At 40.3% G+C, this 15,471-nt stretch carries 10 protein-coding genes and 1 pseudogene; 5 read left to right on the top strand and 6 right to left on the bottom strand.

Features of this window, described 5'->3' with window-relative positions:
- The first annotated feature begins 190 nt into the window (after nt 1–190).
- The 4 genes from tig to FTT88_RS09555 all read left to right on the top strand — a co-directional run bounded on the left by tig (nt 191) and on the right by FTT88_RS09555 (nt 4,539).
- A complete protein-coding gene (gene tig, locus FTT88_RS09570; protein ID WP_078192708.1) occupies nt 191–1,522 on the top strand; it encodes a trigger factor in 1,332 nt (443 codons plus the stop codon).
- Nucleotides 1,523–1,716: 194 nt separating this feature from the next.
- The gene (gene clpP / locus FTT88_RS09565) at nt 1,717–2,322 is read left to right on the top strand and encodes an ATP-dependent Clp endopeptidase proteolytic subunit ClpP (RefSeq protein ID WP_078192707.1); all 606 of its coding nucleotides are present in this window, start codon (nt 1,717–1,719) and stop codon (nt 2,320–2,322) included.
- Between the two features lie 29 nt (nt 2,323–2,351).
- Nucleotides 2,352–3,662, top strand: coding sequence for an ATP-dependent protease ATP-binding subunit ClpX (gene clpX, locus FTT88_RS09560; RefSeq protein WP_078189661.1), 1,311 nt, complete (start codon nt 2,352–2,354; stop codon nt 3,660–3,662).
- Nucleotides 3,663–3,825: 163 nt separating this feature from the next.
- Nucleotides 3,826–4,539: a DUF2846 domain-containing protein gene (locus FTT88_RS09555; protein ID WP_180004550.1), complete on the top strand. Its 714-nt coding sequence runs from the start codon at nt 3,826–3,828 to the stop codon at nt 4,537–4,539.
- Nucleotides 4,540–4,606: 67 nt separating this feature from the next.
- On the opposite strand, the gene FTT88_RS09550 is transcribed toward FTT88_RS09555, so the two are convergent.
- The 6 genes and pseudogenes from FTT88_RS09550 to FTT88_RS09525 form a co-directional block, all read right to left on the bottom strand.
- Nucleotides 4,607–6,133 (bottom strand): fumarate hydratase, encoded by a 1,527-nt coding sequence (locus tag FTT88_RS09550; protein ID WP_078189659.1) that lies wholly within the window; start codon nt 6,131–6,133, stop codon nt 4,607–4,609.
- Between the two features lie 649 nt (nt 6,134–6,782).
- Nucleotides 6,783–7,682, bottom strand: coding sequence for a hypothetical protein (locus tag FTT88_RS09545; protein ID WP_180004549.1), 900 nt, complete (start codon nt 7,680–7,682; stop codon nt 6,783–6,785).
- Nucleotides 7,666–8,517 (bottom strand): annotated as a pseudogene (locus tag FTT88_RS09540) (DUF2515 family protein). Before FTT88_RS09540 ends, FTT88_RS09545 begins: the two are co-directional and overlap by 17 nt.
- Nucleotides 8,518–8,657: 140 nt before the next feature.
- Complete coding sequence (gene pta / locus FTT88_RS09535; RefSeq protein WP_180004548.1) at nt 8,658–10,799, bottom strand: phosphate acetyltransferase; 2,142 nt, start codon at nt 10,797–10,799, stop codon at nt 8,658–8,660.
- A gap of 59 nt (nt 10,800–10,858) precedes the next feature.
- Nucleotides 10,859–12,076, bottom strand: a complete 1,218-nt coding sequence (locus FTT88_RS09530) for an acetate/propionate family kinase (RefSeq protein WP_078189653.1) — start codon at nt 12,074–12,076, stop codon at nt 10,859–10,861.
- A 491-nt stretch (nt 12,077–12,567) separates the two neighbouring features.
- Entirely contained in the window at nt 12,568–13,833 is a 1,266-nt protein-coding gene (locus FTT88_RS09525; RefSeq protein ID WP_078189652.1) for a glutamate-5-semialdehyde dehydrogenase, read from the bottom strand.
- A 303-nt stretch (nt 13,834–14,136) separates the two neighbouring features.
- On the opposite strand from FTT88_RS09525, the gene FTT88_RS09520 reads away from it, so the two are divergent.
- A complete protein-coding gene (locus FTT88_RS09520) occupies nt 14,137–15,465 on the top strand; it encodes an alpha/beta fold hydrolase (RefSeq protein WP_180004547.1) in 1,329 nt (442 codons plus the stop codon).
- Nucleotides 15,466–15,471 lie beyond the last annotated feature (6 nt).

Below are 15,471 nucleotides of genomic sequence, written 5' to 3'. Positions count from 1 at the left end.
TCATTTTCAATGGTGAATTAAAAAATAATCAATATTTCTTCGAAAAAAGCTGAAAAATTCTAAAAATAAGAAGGGCATCCATGCCTGAATTTATAGTGTTATAATCCATTTTTGTATATCTTTAATTGTTGTCATATAATGTGGCACTTTTTTTTAAAACTGTTTTAACTAACAAATTATCGAGGAAGCCATGCAAGTAACTTCTGAAGCGGTTTCGGGCGTTGCCCGTCGTTTAAATGTATCTGTACCGACGAGCCGTATTAACGAGCAGTTTGAAGCTCGCTTGAAACGCACTGCCAAAACTGTGAAGATCAACGGCTTCCGTCCAGGTAAAGTACCTGTAAACGTTGTTCGTCGTGAATACGGTGCTGGTATCTATCAAGAAGTTGTAAACGACATCATTCGTGACACAGTATTCGAAGCGATCCAACAAGAAAAAATCAATGCTGTTGGTATGCCAAACATTGAAAAAACTGAAATGAAAGATGATGCTTTAGTTTATGAAGCAACTGTAGAAGTTTATCCAGAAGTTGAAGTTAAGTTCGAAGGTCTAGAAGTTGAACGTAAAACAACTTCAGTTGACGACAAAGACGTTGAGAAGATGATTGAAAATCTTCAAAAACAACGCGCTTCATGGGTTGAAACTAAAGGCATGGCTAAAAAAGACATGCAAGTAACTTTCGACTTTGAAGGTACTGTTGATGGCGAGAAGTTTGAAGGCGGCGCTGCTGAAGACTTTAAACTCGTACTTGGTTCTGGTCGTATGATCCCTGGCTTCGAAGACGGTATCGTTGGTATGAAGAAAGGCGAAGAGAAAGTTATCGATGTAACTTTCCCTGAAGACTACCAAGCTGAAAACCTTGCTGGTAAAGCTGCTCAATTCAAAATCACTGTTAAGCTTGTTGAAAAACAAAAACTTCCAGAAGTTGATGCTGAATTCTTAAAAATCTTCGGTCTAACTGAAGAAGAAGGCGTTGAAAAACTGAAAGCTGACGTGCGTAAAAACATGGAACGTGAAGTGAAAAACGGTCTTCGTAACCAAGTGAAAGGTGCAACTTTTGATGCGCTTGTAGCTGCAAACGAAGTAGAACTTCCAGAAGCAATGGTTGCTCAAGAAATTGACCGTCAACGTCAACAAATGATCCAACAATTCACTCAACAGTTTGGTGCTCAAGGCGCTAAAGCGTTTGATTCAAGCATGCTTCCAGATGACCTATTCAAAGAGCAAGCTGAAAAATCAGTTAAACTTGGCGTATTAGTCAGCAAAGTATTAGCTGATGCTAAAATTGAAGTTGATGCTGCACGTGTTGATGCTTACATCGAAGACATGGCTTCTTCTTACGAAGATCCTAAAGAAGTAATTGAATACTTCAACAACGATAAACAGCAACGTGCTCAAATCGAAGCTGTTATTCTAGAAGACCAAGTTGTAGATCACATCTTAGCTTCTGCTAAAGTAACTGATACAACTGTGAGCTATGAAGACTTATTGAAAGAGCAACAAGCTCGTCAACAAGGCTAATTTCTAGCTTTCAAAAAAAGGCGCATTAAGCGCCTTTTTTTATCGAAATTTGCCCCCAAATAAGTTGTCCTGATTTCACAATGCTTATGAAAAAAATATCTGTTATTTAATTGGGAATCTTTTGCAATTTCGACAAATATCCCTCATATTGTGAATTATGGGTTGAGTCAGAAAAATTTAGGAATAAATAACGTATGTATGTTCCAACAATTGAAAACGCACTAGTGCCAATGGTGGTAGAACAGTCATCTCGTGGCGAGCGTTCTTTTGATATTTATTCACGCCTTTTGCGTGAACGTGTGATTTTTTTAACCGGTGAAGTTGAAGACAACATGGCAAATTTGATTGTTGCCCAAATGTTGTTCTTAGAAGCAGAAAACCCAGATAAAGATATTCATTTATATATCAACTCACCAGGCGGTTCGGTTACTGCGGGTATGGCGATTTACGATACCATGCAATTTATTAAACCTGATGTTGTGACTTACTGCATGGGGCAAGCAGCATCGATGGGTGCATTCCTGCTTAATGCCGGTGCTAAAGGCAAACGTTACTGTCTTGAAAATGCCCGTGTCATGATTCACCAACCACTCGGTGGTTTCCGTGGTCAGGCATCTGACATTGAAATTCATGCACGTGAAATTCTATTCATTAAAGAACGTTTAAATCGTTTAATGGCAGAGCATAGTGGTCAAGACTACGAAACTGTTGCTCGAGATACTGACCGTGACAACTTTATGACAGCGCAAGCTGCGAAAGAATACGGTCTTGTGGACGAAGTTTTATCTAAACGCCCATAAGTTTTAAAGAATTAATTATTGGAGTGAATATGTCCGAACATCCTCAAGGACAAAAGCATTGTTCATTTTGCGGTAAAACGCAGTCTGAAGTCGGGAAACTGATTGCAGGTGAGGACGCGTACATCTGTAATGAGTGTGTGGACGTATGTCTTGACCTAGTTCAGACCAGTCAGCAAGTTGAATCAAATGACTGGGCAACTCGTCCTTTACCAAAACCGCATGAAATCCGTGCTGCGCTTGACCAATATGTGATTGGGCAAGATGTTGCGAAAAAGACCCTCTCTGTTGCGGTATACAACCACTATAAACGCCTAAAAGTTGGCACCAGTGGTAAAAAACCAGAAGACGGAGTAGAGATTTCGAAAAGTAACATTATGTTGGTTGGACCAACAGGTTCAGGTAAAACACTGCTTGCTCAGACACTTGCGCGTCTTTTAGATGTGCCATTTGCGATGGCAGATGCAACGACTTTAACTGAAGCAGGTTATGTGGGTGAAGACGTTGAGAACATTGTTCAAAAACTCCTTCAAAAAGCCGATTACGATGTAGAAAAAGCACAAAAAGGCATTATCTATATCGATGAAATCGACAAAATTACCCGCAAGTCTGAAAACCCATCGATTACTCGTGATGTATCGGGTGAGGGTGTTCAGCAAGCGTTATTGAAAATGATCGAAGGTACGGTTGCGTCGATTCCGCCTCAAGGTGGTCGTAAGCATCCGCAGCAAGAATTTATTCAAATTGATACTTCAAATATCCTGTTTATCTGTGGTGGCGCATTCTCTGGTCTAGAGAAAATCGTACAGCAGCGTCAGGAAAAAGGAGGTATTGGCTTTACAGCTGAAGTGCGTAAGAAAGATGAAACTAAAAAATTATCTGACTTATTCCGCCAAGTTGAAGCGACAGATTTGGTTAAATTCGGTCTGATTCCTGAATTTATTGGTCGTTTGCCAGTCATTGCTACCTTGGAAGAACTCGACGAAGAAGCATTGATGCAGATTCTGACAGAACCAAAAAATGCATTGACACGTCAGTACCAATATTTATTTGAAATGGAAAATGTTGACCTTGTATTTGAAGACTCAGCATTGCGTGCCGTGGCTAAAAAAGCCCTTGACCGTAATACAGGTGCACGTGGTCTACGTTCGATTTTAGAAAATTCATTGCTTGAAACGATGTATGATCTACCAAGTCGTTCAGATGTGGGTACGGTTGTCGTCAATGAAGCGGTGATTAATGGTGAAGCGGAACCTGAATTTAAATCAGAACGTCAACCAAAGAAAACTGAAGAAGCTGCACCGAAGTCAGATTTAAAAGTTGTGAACTCTAAATCTGCTTAAGCGCTATTCGTCTGAAACGTGTGTAAATCCAAGATTTGCACACGTTTTTTATTTCCAAAAATAAAAGCAGAATGTTAATCTCAGCAGGATGGCGTGGATGCCTGAATGTAAAAAACTGAAAACAAAAGTGTAAAAATAAAAAAAGACGCAGTGAGGGATAATCATGCGTGGAGTTGCAATTCTACTTTTAAGCAGTGTAGCGCTGCTGGGTTGTCATGGAAAATCAGCCATTGAGCAAACGTCATTGGCTTCGACATTAAAGCCTGTGGATCCTGAAAGTACACCGGGTCATATTGAGCAATATCGATTGGGTATGTTTACCATTGGTGGTTGGGTCAATCAGAAACAAGGCCGACATTTTCAAGAAGTGAAAGCTCAGCATGACCAAGCAGCGATTGTGTATTTATATCGTCCAGACAGTAAGTGGAACCGCCAAGAAATTGTGGCCAGTAGCTTATTTCTGAACAGTGAGCGTATTCCAAGTTTATTGAATAATCATTATTACTGGGTGGAGTTACCGGCAGGGAATTACCGCTTATCGTCCAGTCGCCCTTTGGGGGTGAATCATTTTCAAAAGCCTAAATATTTAGACTTTGATGTTGAAGCAGGTCAAACTTACTTCATTAAATATGATGAAGAGAATTTATCCAGTAAAAGAACGGTTTCAGGGCCATTGCTGCTCATGCCTGAAAAAATTGGTCGAAATGAAATCGCATTTACAGAGTTGAAATCCAACAGTTTTAACTTTGTGGCAGAAGATCAAAACACTGGAAAAGTGCGGAAAAGTGCGCAGAAGTTGAAGGCACCTCATTATGATCCTGCGGAAGATGTGCAGTTGACCAAGCCTTTTAAACTGTGGAATCCATTAACTTGGTAGAATCTAAACAGTGACAATAAAAAAGCACCCGATGGGGGTGCTTTTTTAGATCTTGAATGTGGTGAAATTAGTTCGCAGCAGCATCAACTACTGGGATTTTACCAATTTTTGCTTGCCAGATTTTTGGTGCAGTCGCGTGTACAGAAGTACCATTTACGTCAACAGCTACAGATACAGGCATGTCTTTTACAACAAATTTGTAGATCGCTTCCATACCTAAGTCAGCAAATGCTACAACTTCAGCTTCACGGATAGCCTTCGATACTAAGTAAGCAGCACCACCGACAGCCATGAGGTAAGTTGCTTTGTTGTCTTTGATTGCTTCAACAGCAGCAGGACCACGATCAGCTTTACCAATCATACCGAACATGCCAGTTGCTTCAAGCACTTGACGTGTGAACTTATCCATACGTGTTGCAGTTGTTGGGCCAGCAGGACCAACGACTTCGTCACCGACTGGATCAACAGGGCCAACGTAGTAAATAAATTTACCTTTTAGGTCAACTGGAAGTTCTTCACCTTTGTTTAACATGTCAACCATACGTTTGTGCGCAGCGTCACGACCTGTATAGATTGTACCGTTAAGAAGTAGTGTGTCACCTGGTTGCCAAGAGTTCATTTCTTCTTGAGTGATGTTATCTAAGTCAACACGTTTAGACGTTGATGAATCCCAAGTCACTGCAGGGTAGTCTTCAAGGCTAGGCGCTTGAATATGCGCTACACCTGAACCGTCTAATTGGAAATGCGCATGACGAGTTGCAGCACAGTTTGGAATCATACCTACTGGTTTACCCGCAGCGTGACATGGGTAGTCTTTGATTTTGATATCAAGAACAGTCGTTAAACCGCCAAGACCTTGAGCACCAATACCTAAAGCATTTACTTTTTCGAAGATTTCGATACGAAGTTCTTCGATTTGGTTTTGTGGGCCACGACGAAGTAATTCGTCCATGTTGATTTCTTCCATCAATGCTTCTTTAGCAAGCATCATGGCTTTTTCAGCAGTACCACCAATACCGATACCGAGCATACCAGGAGGACACCAACCTGCACCCATTGTTGGAACAGTTTTAAGTACCCAATCTACGATAGAGTCAGAAGGGTTAAGCATTGCAAGCTTAGATTTATTTTCTGAACCACCACCTTTAGCAGCAACAGTAATATCAACTTTATTACCCGGAACGAGTTTGTAGTGAATTACAGCAGGGGTGTTGTCTTTGGTATTTTTACGACCAAAAGCAGGATCAGCTAATACTGATGCACGAAGAATGTTTGAGTTTTCAAGATAACCTTGACGTACACCTTCGTTGATTGCATCGTCTAGGCTCATGGTTAAATCAAATTTAACGTCTAAGCCCACTTCAAGAAATACGTTCACAATACCCGTATCTTGACAGATAGGACGATGGCCTTCTGCACACATACGAGAGTTAATTAAAATTTGTGCAATCGCGTCTTTTGCGGCTTTGTTTTCTTCACGGTCATACGCACGGCTCATCGCTTGGATGAAGTCCTGTGGGTGATAGTAAGAAATGAACTGAAGCGCATCTTTTACCGATGTGATCAAGTCATCTTGCTTGATAATAGTTGTCATACAAATATCTCTTGAGCGGGCTGATAGCTAGCGGGCTAAATTATAAGACAAAAATACAGTTGTGTGGGTATTTCGCTTAATCTTTGGCCGAAAGTTTAATAGGCTTAAACAGCGCCATATTTAACTGTCATAAATGGCCTGAAAATGACATTTTAACTGTCATATTTCATGAAATATTTGTCACATAACTAGAGGAGGAGATATGTTTTAATTTTTAAGATATTGAAAATAAACAATATTTATTATTTTTGAAAATTTTATATTTGTCATATAACTGTCATATAACTTTTACATAATGACGTCATCAAAGTTAGAGTGTGAATTATATGGTTACTCCAGTGTTGTCAGTTATTGGTTTTTCTCTATTTATCGCAGCAACTTGGTTCTACGGTCAACAAGAAGATCAAGCCTAAAGCTTTATCTTCTTTTTTTGCTTTAAATTTTATAAAAATAATATTCTTCTTCAAATCTTCAAATCTTCAAATCTTCAAATCTTCAAATCTTCAAATCTTCAAATCTTCAAATCTTCAAATCTTCAAATCTTCAAATCTTCAAATCTTCAAATCTTCAAATCTTCAAATCTTTAGTTTCAATGATCAATTTTGTGTAAAAGTGCTTTAAAATTGAGTCTAAACGCGACAACATTTGATTATTTAACATATTGCCAAACATCAGGATCTTCATAATTTTCATCGATATGGTAGCCTTGTACTATAACTTCTTTTTCATCAATTTCTCTTGATTTTTTATTTCTTATCAGCTCATTTGTAAATGCTTGTTCTAACTCTTTTGACGTCATTTTGTAAGTATCAATATTATTCTCTGAATCATCCATTGAATTTCTTTCATCATAACGAATCGTATTGAAAGCATAACGAACCATATATTGTTCTTTACCATCTTCAGTTTTTTGAGTTTGTTTTATACTCAGATCCAAAAGGATACCATTGGCATATAATCGGTAGCCAATAGAGTTCCCTCCAACTGTATTGATTATTTTTTTCCATTCTTCATAATTAAAGATATAAGTCGGGTCAATGACATCACCTGATTTCATTAGATATCGAATATTATCTTCCTTTGCTATTCGTGCAGAAAAACGATAGAAATAATTTTTCCATTCGGCCTGATTTATACGTTTCATTAAGTCAACATAAGCTTGGTGGGCTTGTTCAGGACGTACAAATTCTTCTTTGTTTAGCCCTGCATTAACATCAAGCCCTTGTATTCCATCCTCATTATTAAACGATGTTCCTAGAACTGAAAATACATGATCTATCACTAAGCTATTCTCACCATTTTCAACTTTAATCTGACCTAAGTTGGGCGGTGTAAAATCTAACTCTTTAAAACTTGCTCCAGATGGATGACTATCGGGATGCCCAAGATTATGTTGAGAAAAATCTTTAAATCCTTGTTTGCCTAAATGTAAACTAAAACGCAGTTGATTCATGACATTATTCTCTGTATTTTTTGCACTAGGTTGACAAGCTGAAAGGAGATAACCCACCATAAAAATAACAATGCAGTAATTAAATTTTTCCATCATTACTATCCTTTCCAACTGTAAAATTAGCTTTGCTATCGCCCCATTTCGCAATAATTTTTAGTTCTTCTTCTAAAAAGTATCTTCCTTTATCACTTTGCATTAAACGATGATATTTTTCTGCTGCTTTTTTAATCCATTCCATACGGCTATCATAATTGGCGACTTTAGTGTTTGATAATGGTTCGCTGTATACTGTTTCTGGTACCTTATCGAGTACACCGGCGTGTCGCCCCTGATATTCTCTTTCCATGTTTTTGATATTATAAGAACTCGGCAGAATACTTTTCAATTTTGGTAGATATTCAAAAGCACTTTTAATTTCTAAAGTGCTTTTAAGTTTTTAATTATGGGTAAACAATTTGACCAAGGAACGTTTATAACTTCTTCTTTAATATGAGTAAATTTGGAAACATCACGTTGAGTTCGGCATTGATTAAAAGAGGATGAAGACATGCTCAAAGCATAATGCCAAGGTGCAATATCCATAAATAGCCATAAGTTACCTTTTGCAAAAGTATGTACAGGATCACGAATTACCCCTAGTGGAATCCATTTATATCCCCATGCAGTTAAACCATGTTTAACAATGGCAGCTAAGATTTTTTGAAGCAAATGCACCTAAGCCCATCCAATAGTAACGACCAACTAAATCCTTGTTTCCATGTTTTTCTTTTTCTAGATAAATATTGGCATAAACTGAAGCAAGACGTCACGCCCTAGCTTCATATCCAGGCTCTAATTTATGTAAATTTTTCCTTTTATTTTTTAAATTAGATATGTGTATCAGAGCTTTGATTTCTTTTTTTAAGCGAAGAATGAATATATTATTGGTCATGTACCAAATACTCAAAATTCAGCCATAGAATTTAAAAGAAATTTCCACTAATTCTGAGCCATTTTTAATATAATGGAAGTTATATAAAACAAAAAACCACCCAATCTTTCGAAAGGGTGGTTTAGAACTCGAAACTAAAATTAAGCTTCTTGCTGTTCAGACTGAATTGCCGTTAATGCAATGGTAAACACGATGTCATCGACCAATGCGCCACGAGACAAGTCATTTACAGGCTTGTTTAAACCTTGCAGCATTGGGCCAACACTGACTACATTTGCAGAACGTTGAACTGCTTTATAGGTTGTATTACCTGTATTTAAGTCAGGGAAAATAAACACATTGGCACGACCAGCCACTTTAGAGTCAGGTGCTTTAGAGCGTCCCACACTTTCCACCGATGCAGCATCGTATTGAAGCGGGCCATCAATCAGTAAGTCTGGGCGGCGTTCTTTGGCAATACGTGTTGCTTCAGCCACTTTTTCGACATCTGCACCTGCACCAGAAGTACCTGTTGAATACGAAATCATTGCGATACGTGGGTCAATACCAAAAGCTTTTGCTGAATCTGCAGATTGAATCGCAATCTCTGCAAGCTGTTCTGCATTCGGATCTGGATTAATGGCACAGTCACCGTACACATAGACTTCATCTGGTAGCAGCATAAAGAACACAGAAGAAACCAATGAATAATCAGGTGCAGTCTTAATCAATTGGAATGCTGGACGCACTGTATTCGCCGTAGTATGTACTGCACCAGATACAAGGCCATCCACTTGATCGAGTGCAAGCATCATGGTGCCTAAAACCACGGTGTCTTGTAGCTGTTCGCGTGCTTGTAGATCATTGAGTTTGCCTTTGCGCAGCTCAACCATTTTAGGCACATAGTTTTCACGAATCAGATCTGGATCAATAATTTCCAAATCATGTGGAAGTTCGATGTTACGTGCTTTTGCAACTTCAATCACGGCTTCAGGTTTTGCCAATAAAATACAGTGTGCAATGCCACGAGATTGACAAATGGCAGCCGCTTGGATGGTCCGTGGTTCATCACCTTCAGGTAGAACAATCCGTTTTTTCGCAGCAATGGATTTTTGTACTAATTCATGACGGAATGCAGAAGGGGACAAGCGTGGTTGATACGAACCATTCAATACTTCAGTAATCCACTCAGCATTAATGTGGCTTGAAACAAAGCGAGTCACTTGCTCTGCACGTTCTACGTCATCGACAGGAATTTCATTGCCTAAATTTGAAAGTTGTTGTGCCGTTTCAAAAGTGCTTAAAGGCGTATGTAAAATCGGTAAGCCTTGCTTAATCGCTGTTTGGCAGAAATCTAAAACTTGTGGGTTCGGTTGATGATGTTCAGTCAAAACCAAACCGGCAAGTGGAATACCATTGCTACTTGCAAGGCTTGAAGCCAACAACACATCAATACGGTCAGAGGCGCTGATAATCAGTTCACCTGCCACAAATTTGTGAAGTTCATGTTCAATATTAGATGCAACTAAGCTGCTATGTAGTACGCGGCGATGAGCAGCATCGCCTTGGTTGATCCATTCTGCTTGAATATGCGTCGCCAAGTCAGACATGCGCGGTACGCTGAGCGTATTACTAAATGGAACGAGACCAATAACAGGTAGCTGTGTAGAACCAATTTGCGGATTACTTTGTTGTAATTCGAGTACAAATTTATTGGTATCACTGATTAAACGCAGATTTGGATCAAGCGTGACAGGAATTTGCGCAGATTCTTCTGGCAAACCACGTGTGCGCATAAACAAAACGCCCGCAGTACGTTCAGATGCTGCACCACCGAATTGGCGTAGAGAACTGTCAATTTTCTCAGCCGTTTTCGTGGCATTTTGAATATCTGCTGTGCTGACAATAATTACTTTAGCATCAAGAGCTTTTGCTAATGTCGCGTTCAGTTCTGAGGCAAAGTTATCTCGGCTGTTTGGAACCAAGCCTTCAACAATAATCAGATCATGCTTTTTTGCAATTTCACGGTGCAAACGAACTGCTTCTTCGAGCAATTCATCACTTTCATCATGACTCAGTTGTTTCACGATGGTCGCATGATGAATGGGTTCTACCGTTTCATTATTAAATAAATGACGATAGAGAGCCGTTGTACGGTCCACTGTATCTGCGACATTTTCCTGTGAAAATGGTTTCAGAAAACCTGCTTTGACCCCTTGGCATTCCAAAGCATAAATTAAACCTAAGCATGCAGATGTTAAACCTACACCTTCCCCAGTTGGCACGAGTAAAATTGTTTTCATACGGTGTCTAAATTAAAGCTAAAAATTAATATTGAAGGCGAAGGGGCTGATGCGATTGCTTATGCAATCGCAGCTTCAGCATCAGGCTTTTTTGTAGCAGACGCTGTCACCTCGTCTACAACATGCTCAGTTTCTTTGGCAATACGGCCTTCTTCATCGGTAGGAACAACCCAAATTTGTGGGCCAGTACCGTGGTCAATACGACCTTCCGTACCGCGTTTTAGGTTGTCATTTAATTCTTTACTCAGGTTGAAACCAAAGTGTGGTAAGTATGAAACCGTTTTTTCACGAATGTAGGCAGAATTTTCACCAATACCACCGGTAAAGAATAAACCGTCAATACGTGGTAGACCACAGCTGAGACCTGCTAAAGATTTTGCTAAACGGTAGCAGAATACTTCAATGGCAAGCGCGGCATCTTCGTTGCCTTGTTCCGATGCTTCGATCAATGTACGCATGTCATTTGAAAGATCAGACAAACCGAGTAGGCCTGATTGGCTGTTCAGCATTTTGTCGATTTTGTAGATATCCCAACCTAAGTTGCTCGCAAGGAAGCTGTGAATACTTGGGTCAACATCACCACTACGTGTGCCCATCACCACACCTTCAAGTGGAGTCAGACCCATTGACGTATCTACAGATTGACCATTCCAAATCGCACAAGTCGAGCTACCATTGCCTAAGTGAGCAGTTAACCAGCCACCTTGTTTAAAGCTGCCTGCCAACATTGAGCCACGCTCAGATACGTAGGCATGGCTAGTACCGTGGAAGCCATAACGACGTACGTTATGTTGTGTGTACAAGAATTTTGGTAATGCATAACGGTATGCATGAGACGGCATCGTTTGGTGGAATGCTGTATCAAATACGGCTACTTGCGGAAGTTCAGGGAACAAACGCATGGTTGCTTCGATACCCACCAAGTGAGCAGGGTTATGCAATGGCGCAAGCGGTGTAGCTTCACGAATACGTTCAATTATTTCTGGTGTTAATAGCTCAGCTTTGGTTAATGTACCGCCGTGTACCACGCGGTGACCAATCGCTTGAGGATTATGGTGAGCCAAACGCTCTAAAATAGTTTCGAGGGCTTTTTCATGGTCAGCATGTGGAATAGACAGCTCAAGCGCAGCACCACCCGTAGTGACCCCTTTAATACGTGCATCAGCAGAACCTAGGTTCTCGGCCAGACCAAAAATACGATCTTCACGGCGCTCAGAAACTAACGCATATTTGATAGAAGAAGATCCGCAGTTAATTACTAATACTGATGTAGACACGTTTAAATACCCGAATTCTAATTGAAATACTTATCCATAATGTTGATCTGATTGCAGTTGTATTGATTGATGCAATTTAGATCTGTGATGATGTTTTATCATGGGTTTTTTTATCGTCCTAGATAGACTTTAGGAGATTAGACTTAAGCACTATCGACCCTGAGCACAATAATAATTAAAATTTATCAGTTCATAGTTTTCATTTATTAATAAAATAGTCCTCAAAATTTATACGATTTAAGGGATATACATAGAACATAACATGCGTTCGCTGCGCTGTAATCCTCAAATTGTTGCAAAAAAACAGGTAAATTTAACTTTTCTCATTCTTCTTAAGCATTTAATTGTCAAAAAATCTATTTTCGATTCTATATCCTGTGTTTGCAGGCTTATATTTCAATATGTGAACCCTGGGTCTAGTTTTTTAAATTGCCATAAAAAAAGCTGTGCCTTTAATCAGAAAAGCACAGCTTTCATTGTCTTATTGGGTGTTATTGGCGAATTTGACCATCACCAAATACAATCCATTTTTGAGAAGTCAGACCTTCAAGACCGACTGGACCACGTGCATGGATTTTATCGGTTGAAATACCGATCTCAGCACCAAGACCATATTCAAACCCATCTGCAAAGCGCGTTGAGGCATTGATCATCACTGAACTCGAATCTACACGCGCTAAGAACTGACGCGCCAAACTGAAGTTTTCGGTAATGATTGAGTCGGTATGGTGTGAGCCATATTTGTTGATGTGCTCAATCGCTTCATCTAGGCCTGTAACGACTTTCACTGCCAAAATCGGGCCTAAGTATTCGGTATACCAATCTTCTTCAGTTGCAGGAACAATCGATTCACCCAAAATGCGCTGCGTTTCAGCACAGCCACGAAGTTCAACTTTTTTCTCCGCATAAAGTTCAGCAATGCGTGGTAAAAACTCTTCAGCGACATTTTCATCGACAAGTAAGGTTTCCATGGCATTACATACGCCATAACGGTGTGTTTTGGCATTGAGCGCAATAGGTAATGCTTTTTGCAAATCAGCCTGAGCTTCCACAAAAACATGGCAGTTACCATCAAGATGTTTGATGACCGGCACACGTGCTTCATTGGTAATACGCTCAATTAAGCCTTTACCACCACGAGGTACGATCACATCGACATATTCAGGCATAGTAATTAATTGGCCAACCGCAGCACGGTCTGGGGTATTAAGCACTTGAACGGCATGCTCAGGTACACCTGCAGCAGTTAAGCCATGTTGAATCGCTGCCGCAATTGCTTGGTTAGATTCCAACGCTTCAGAACCACCACGTAAAATAATCGCGTTACCTGATTTAAGCGCTAAAGATGCGGCTTCAAGGGTTACATTGGGGCGAGATTCGTAAATCATGCCGACAACACCTAGCGGCACGCGCATTTTGCCCAGCTGAATACCTGTCGGACGAAAGGCCATATCGGTTATTTCGCCAATCGGGTCAGTCAGTGCGATCACATCTTTTAGACCTTGGAGCATGCCTTTAAAGCGTGTGGGGGTAAGTTCTAAGCGATCAAGTAGAGCACTATCCAAGTTGTTGTTATGCGCTTTGGTCATATCCACTTGGTTAGCTGCCAAAATTGCAGTTTCACTGTTTTGTAAAGCAGTATAAATTGCTGATAAGGCATTATTTTTAGTCTGGGTAGAAGCCCCTGCGAGCACACGTGATGCTGTGCGTGCTTGCTGTCCTACCGTTTGCATGTATTGTTCAATAGACTCTTGCATAGCGGTTTGATCACTTAGAAATTTCAACTCGATATTAACAGCCTGTGACTGAACAATGAAGCACTTAAGTGCATATTCGACTGTACTTGCTGACCAGAATTAACATTTTGAAATTGTTTTTAGAGCAAAAGTAGATAAGCGGCGGGGATATCAGTTGCTTGTAAAATGAACCTCTGTATAGAATGAAACAATAGCGACATTGAAGTCGTACAAATAACGATTAAAGAGCAGGACGCTAAGTCGAGCAGAGTCTCTAAATGAATTCCTGACAATAAAAATAAGGCAGGAATGGAGGAAAGGAATATGAATTCCATTATCCAAATGGATCCCACCGTACAGGAAAGTACGCATTACAGTTTTTTCGATCTGTATGACAAGCAAAGCTTTAAACAGCCTGCCAGAACGACATGGATTGATGGCTGGAAGGTCGAATATATGGCCATTGCACAACCTGAAACCATTCATCGCACACCGATTGTTATTATTGGTGGGGCATTTCAAAACTTTAATTCCTACAAATATTGTGTCGAACAACTATTTGCGGCAGGCCCTATTATTTTAATTGATTTACCCTCCATGGGCTCAAACCAGCAAATTACCAATGTCGATACTGCGGTGTCAGCAGGTACTTTAGAGTTGGGTGATCTGGCGCAGATGTTGGGCGTTTGGTTGGATATCGTCGGGCTAGAAAAAGTATCCGTGATGGGGATGTCACTAGGTTCAGTGGTGGCAGCAGGACTAGCGGATCAACGTCCTGAATTGATTGATCGCATGATTTTAATGGGCGTGATGCAAAAAACGCGCAAGAGCTGGCGCATGTTGCTTGAAGAATCCTTGCACTTAATGAAAGAACAGCGCATGGATGAATTTGGTCAAGCGGTGATTTTGTATTTGGTCAATCATGCCAAACTGGATGTGACGCGGATGTCACCGACAGCGAAGCGTTTGTTCTTTAGACAAATGGCTGAATTCACCAATACCGAACAAGAGCGTTATGACATTAACTGTAATCGTTTGCTGCGTTTGCAAGACGTGCCGATTCCACAGTGTGATGTATTGGTGTCATGCGGGCAGTACGACAGTTTTACTTTGCCACATGAAAATGCGGGCTTTGCATTGCAATGTCCGAATATGCAATTTGCTATGATTGCCAATGCGGATCATTTACCGCAGTTGCAACGCCGTAAGGAAACCATGAATTTGTTTGCAACTTATCTACGCGGTGAGTCTATTCAGCAGTTGGACGGGATCATTCCAATGAGCCGTGAGCAAATGCAAAATATTGAACGCCGTGGCGAAGCGCGTGTAAGTGTACAACAGCCATTCACGCATTTATCTCATCGCCATTCAGACCTTGTGGTTGATACTCAAATTATGGATTTAAATTATTTTGGTGTGTTGTTGAATGTGCAGGCTGAAATGTTGGACTCCATGCACGCATATCCACGAGATTTGGCTTTACATCTAGAAGACGAAGAAGGTGAGTTTAAAATTGAATGTCTCATCTTTGACGTTGTGGATACACAGGTTCGCGCTTTGTTTAAGCATGGTAGTTTTGAGTTGGCGGAACGTTTATTGCGCTTTGTACAACGCCAAAAAGAAGATGTGTTGTTATTAGAAGCCGTCAGTTAAAACATG

Origin of the sequence: Acinetobacter sp. YH01024, from assembly GCF_013420195.1 — a bacterium.
Taxonomy (GTDB): Bacteria; Pseudomonadota; Gammaproteobacteria; order Pseudomonadales; family Moraxellaceae; genus Acinetobacter; species Acinetobacter amyesii.
The sequence above is the reverse complement of the archived record's forward strand: the minus strand, read 5'-3'. Positions and strand labels throughout refer to the sequence as shown.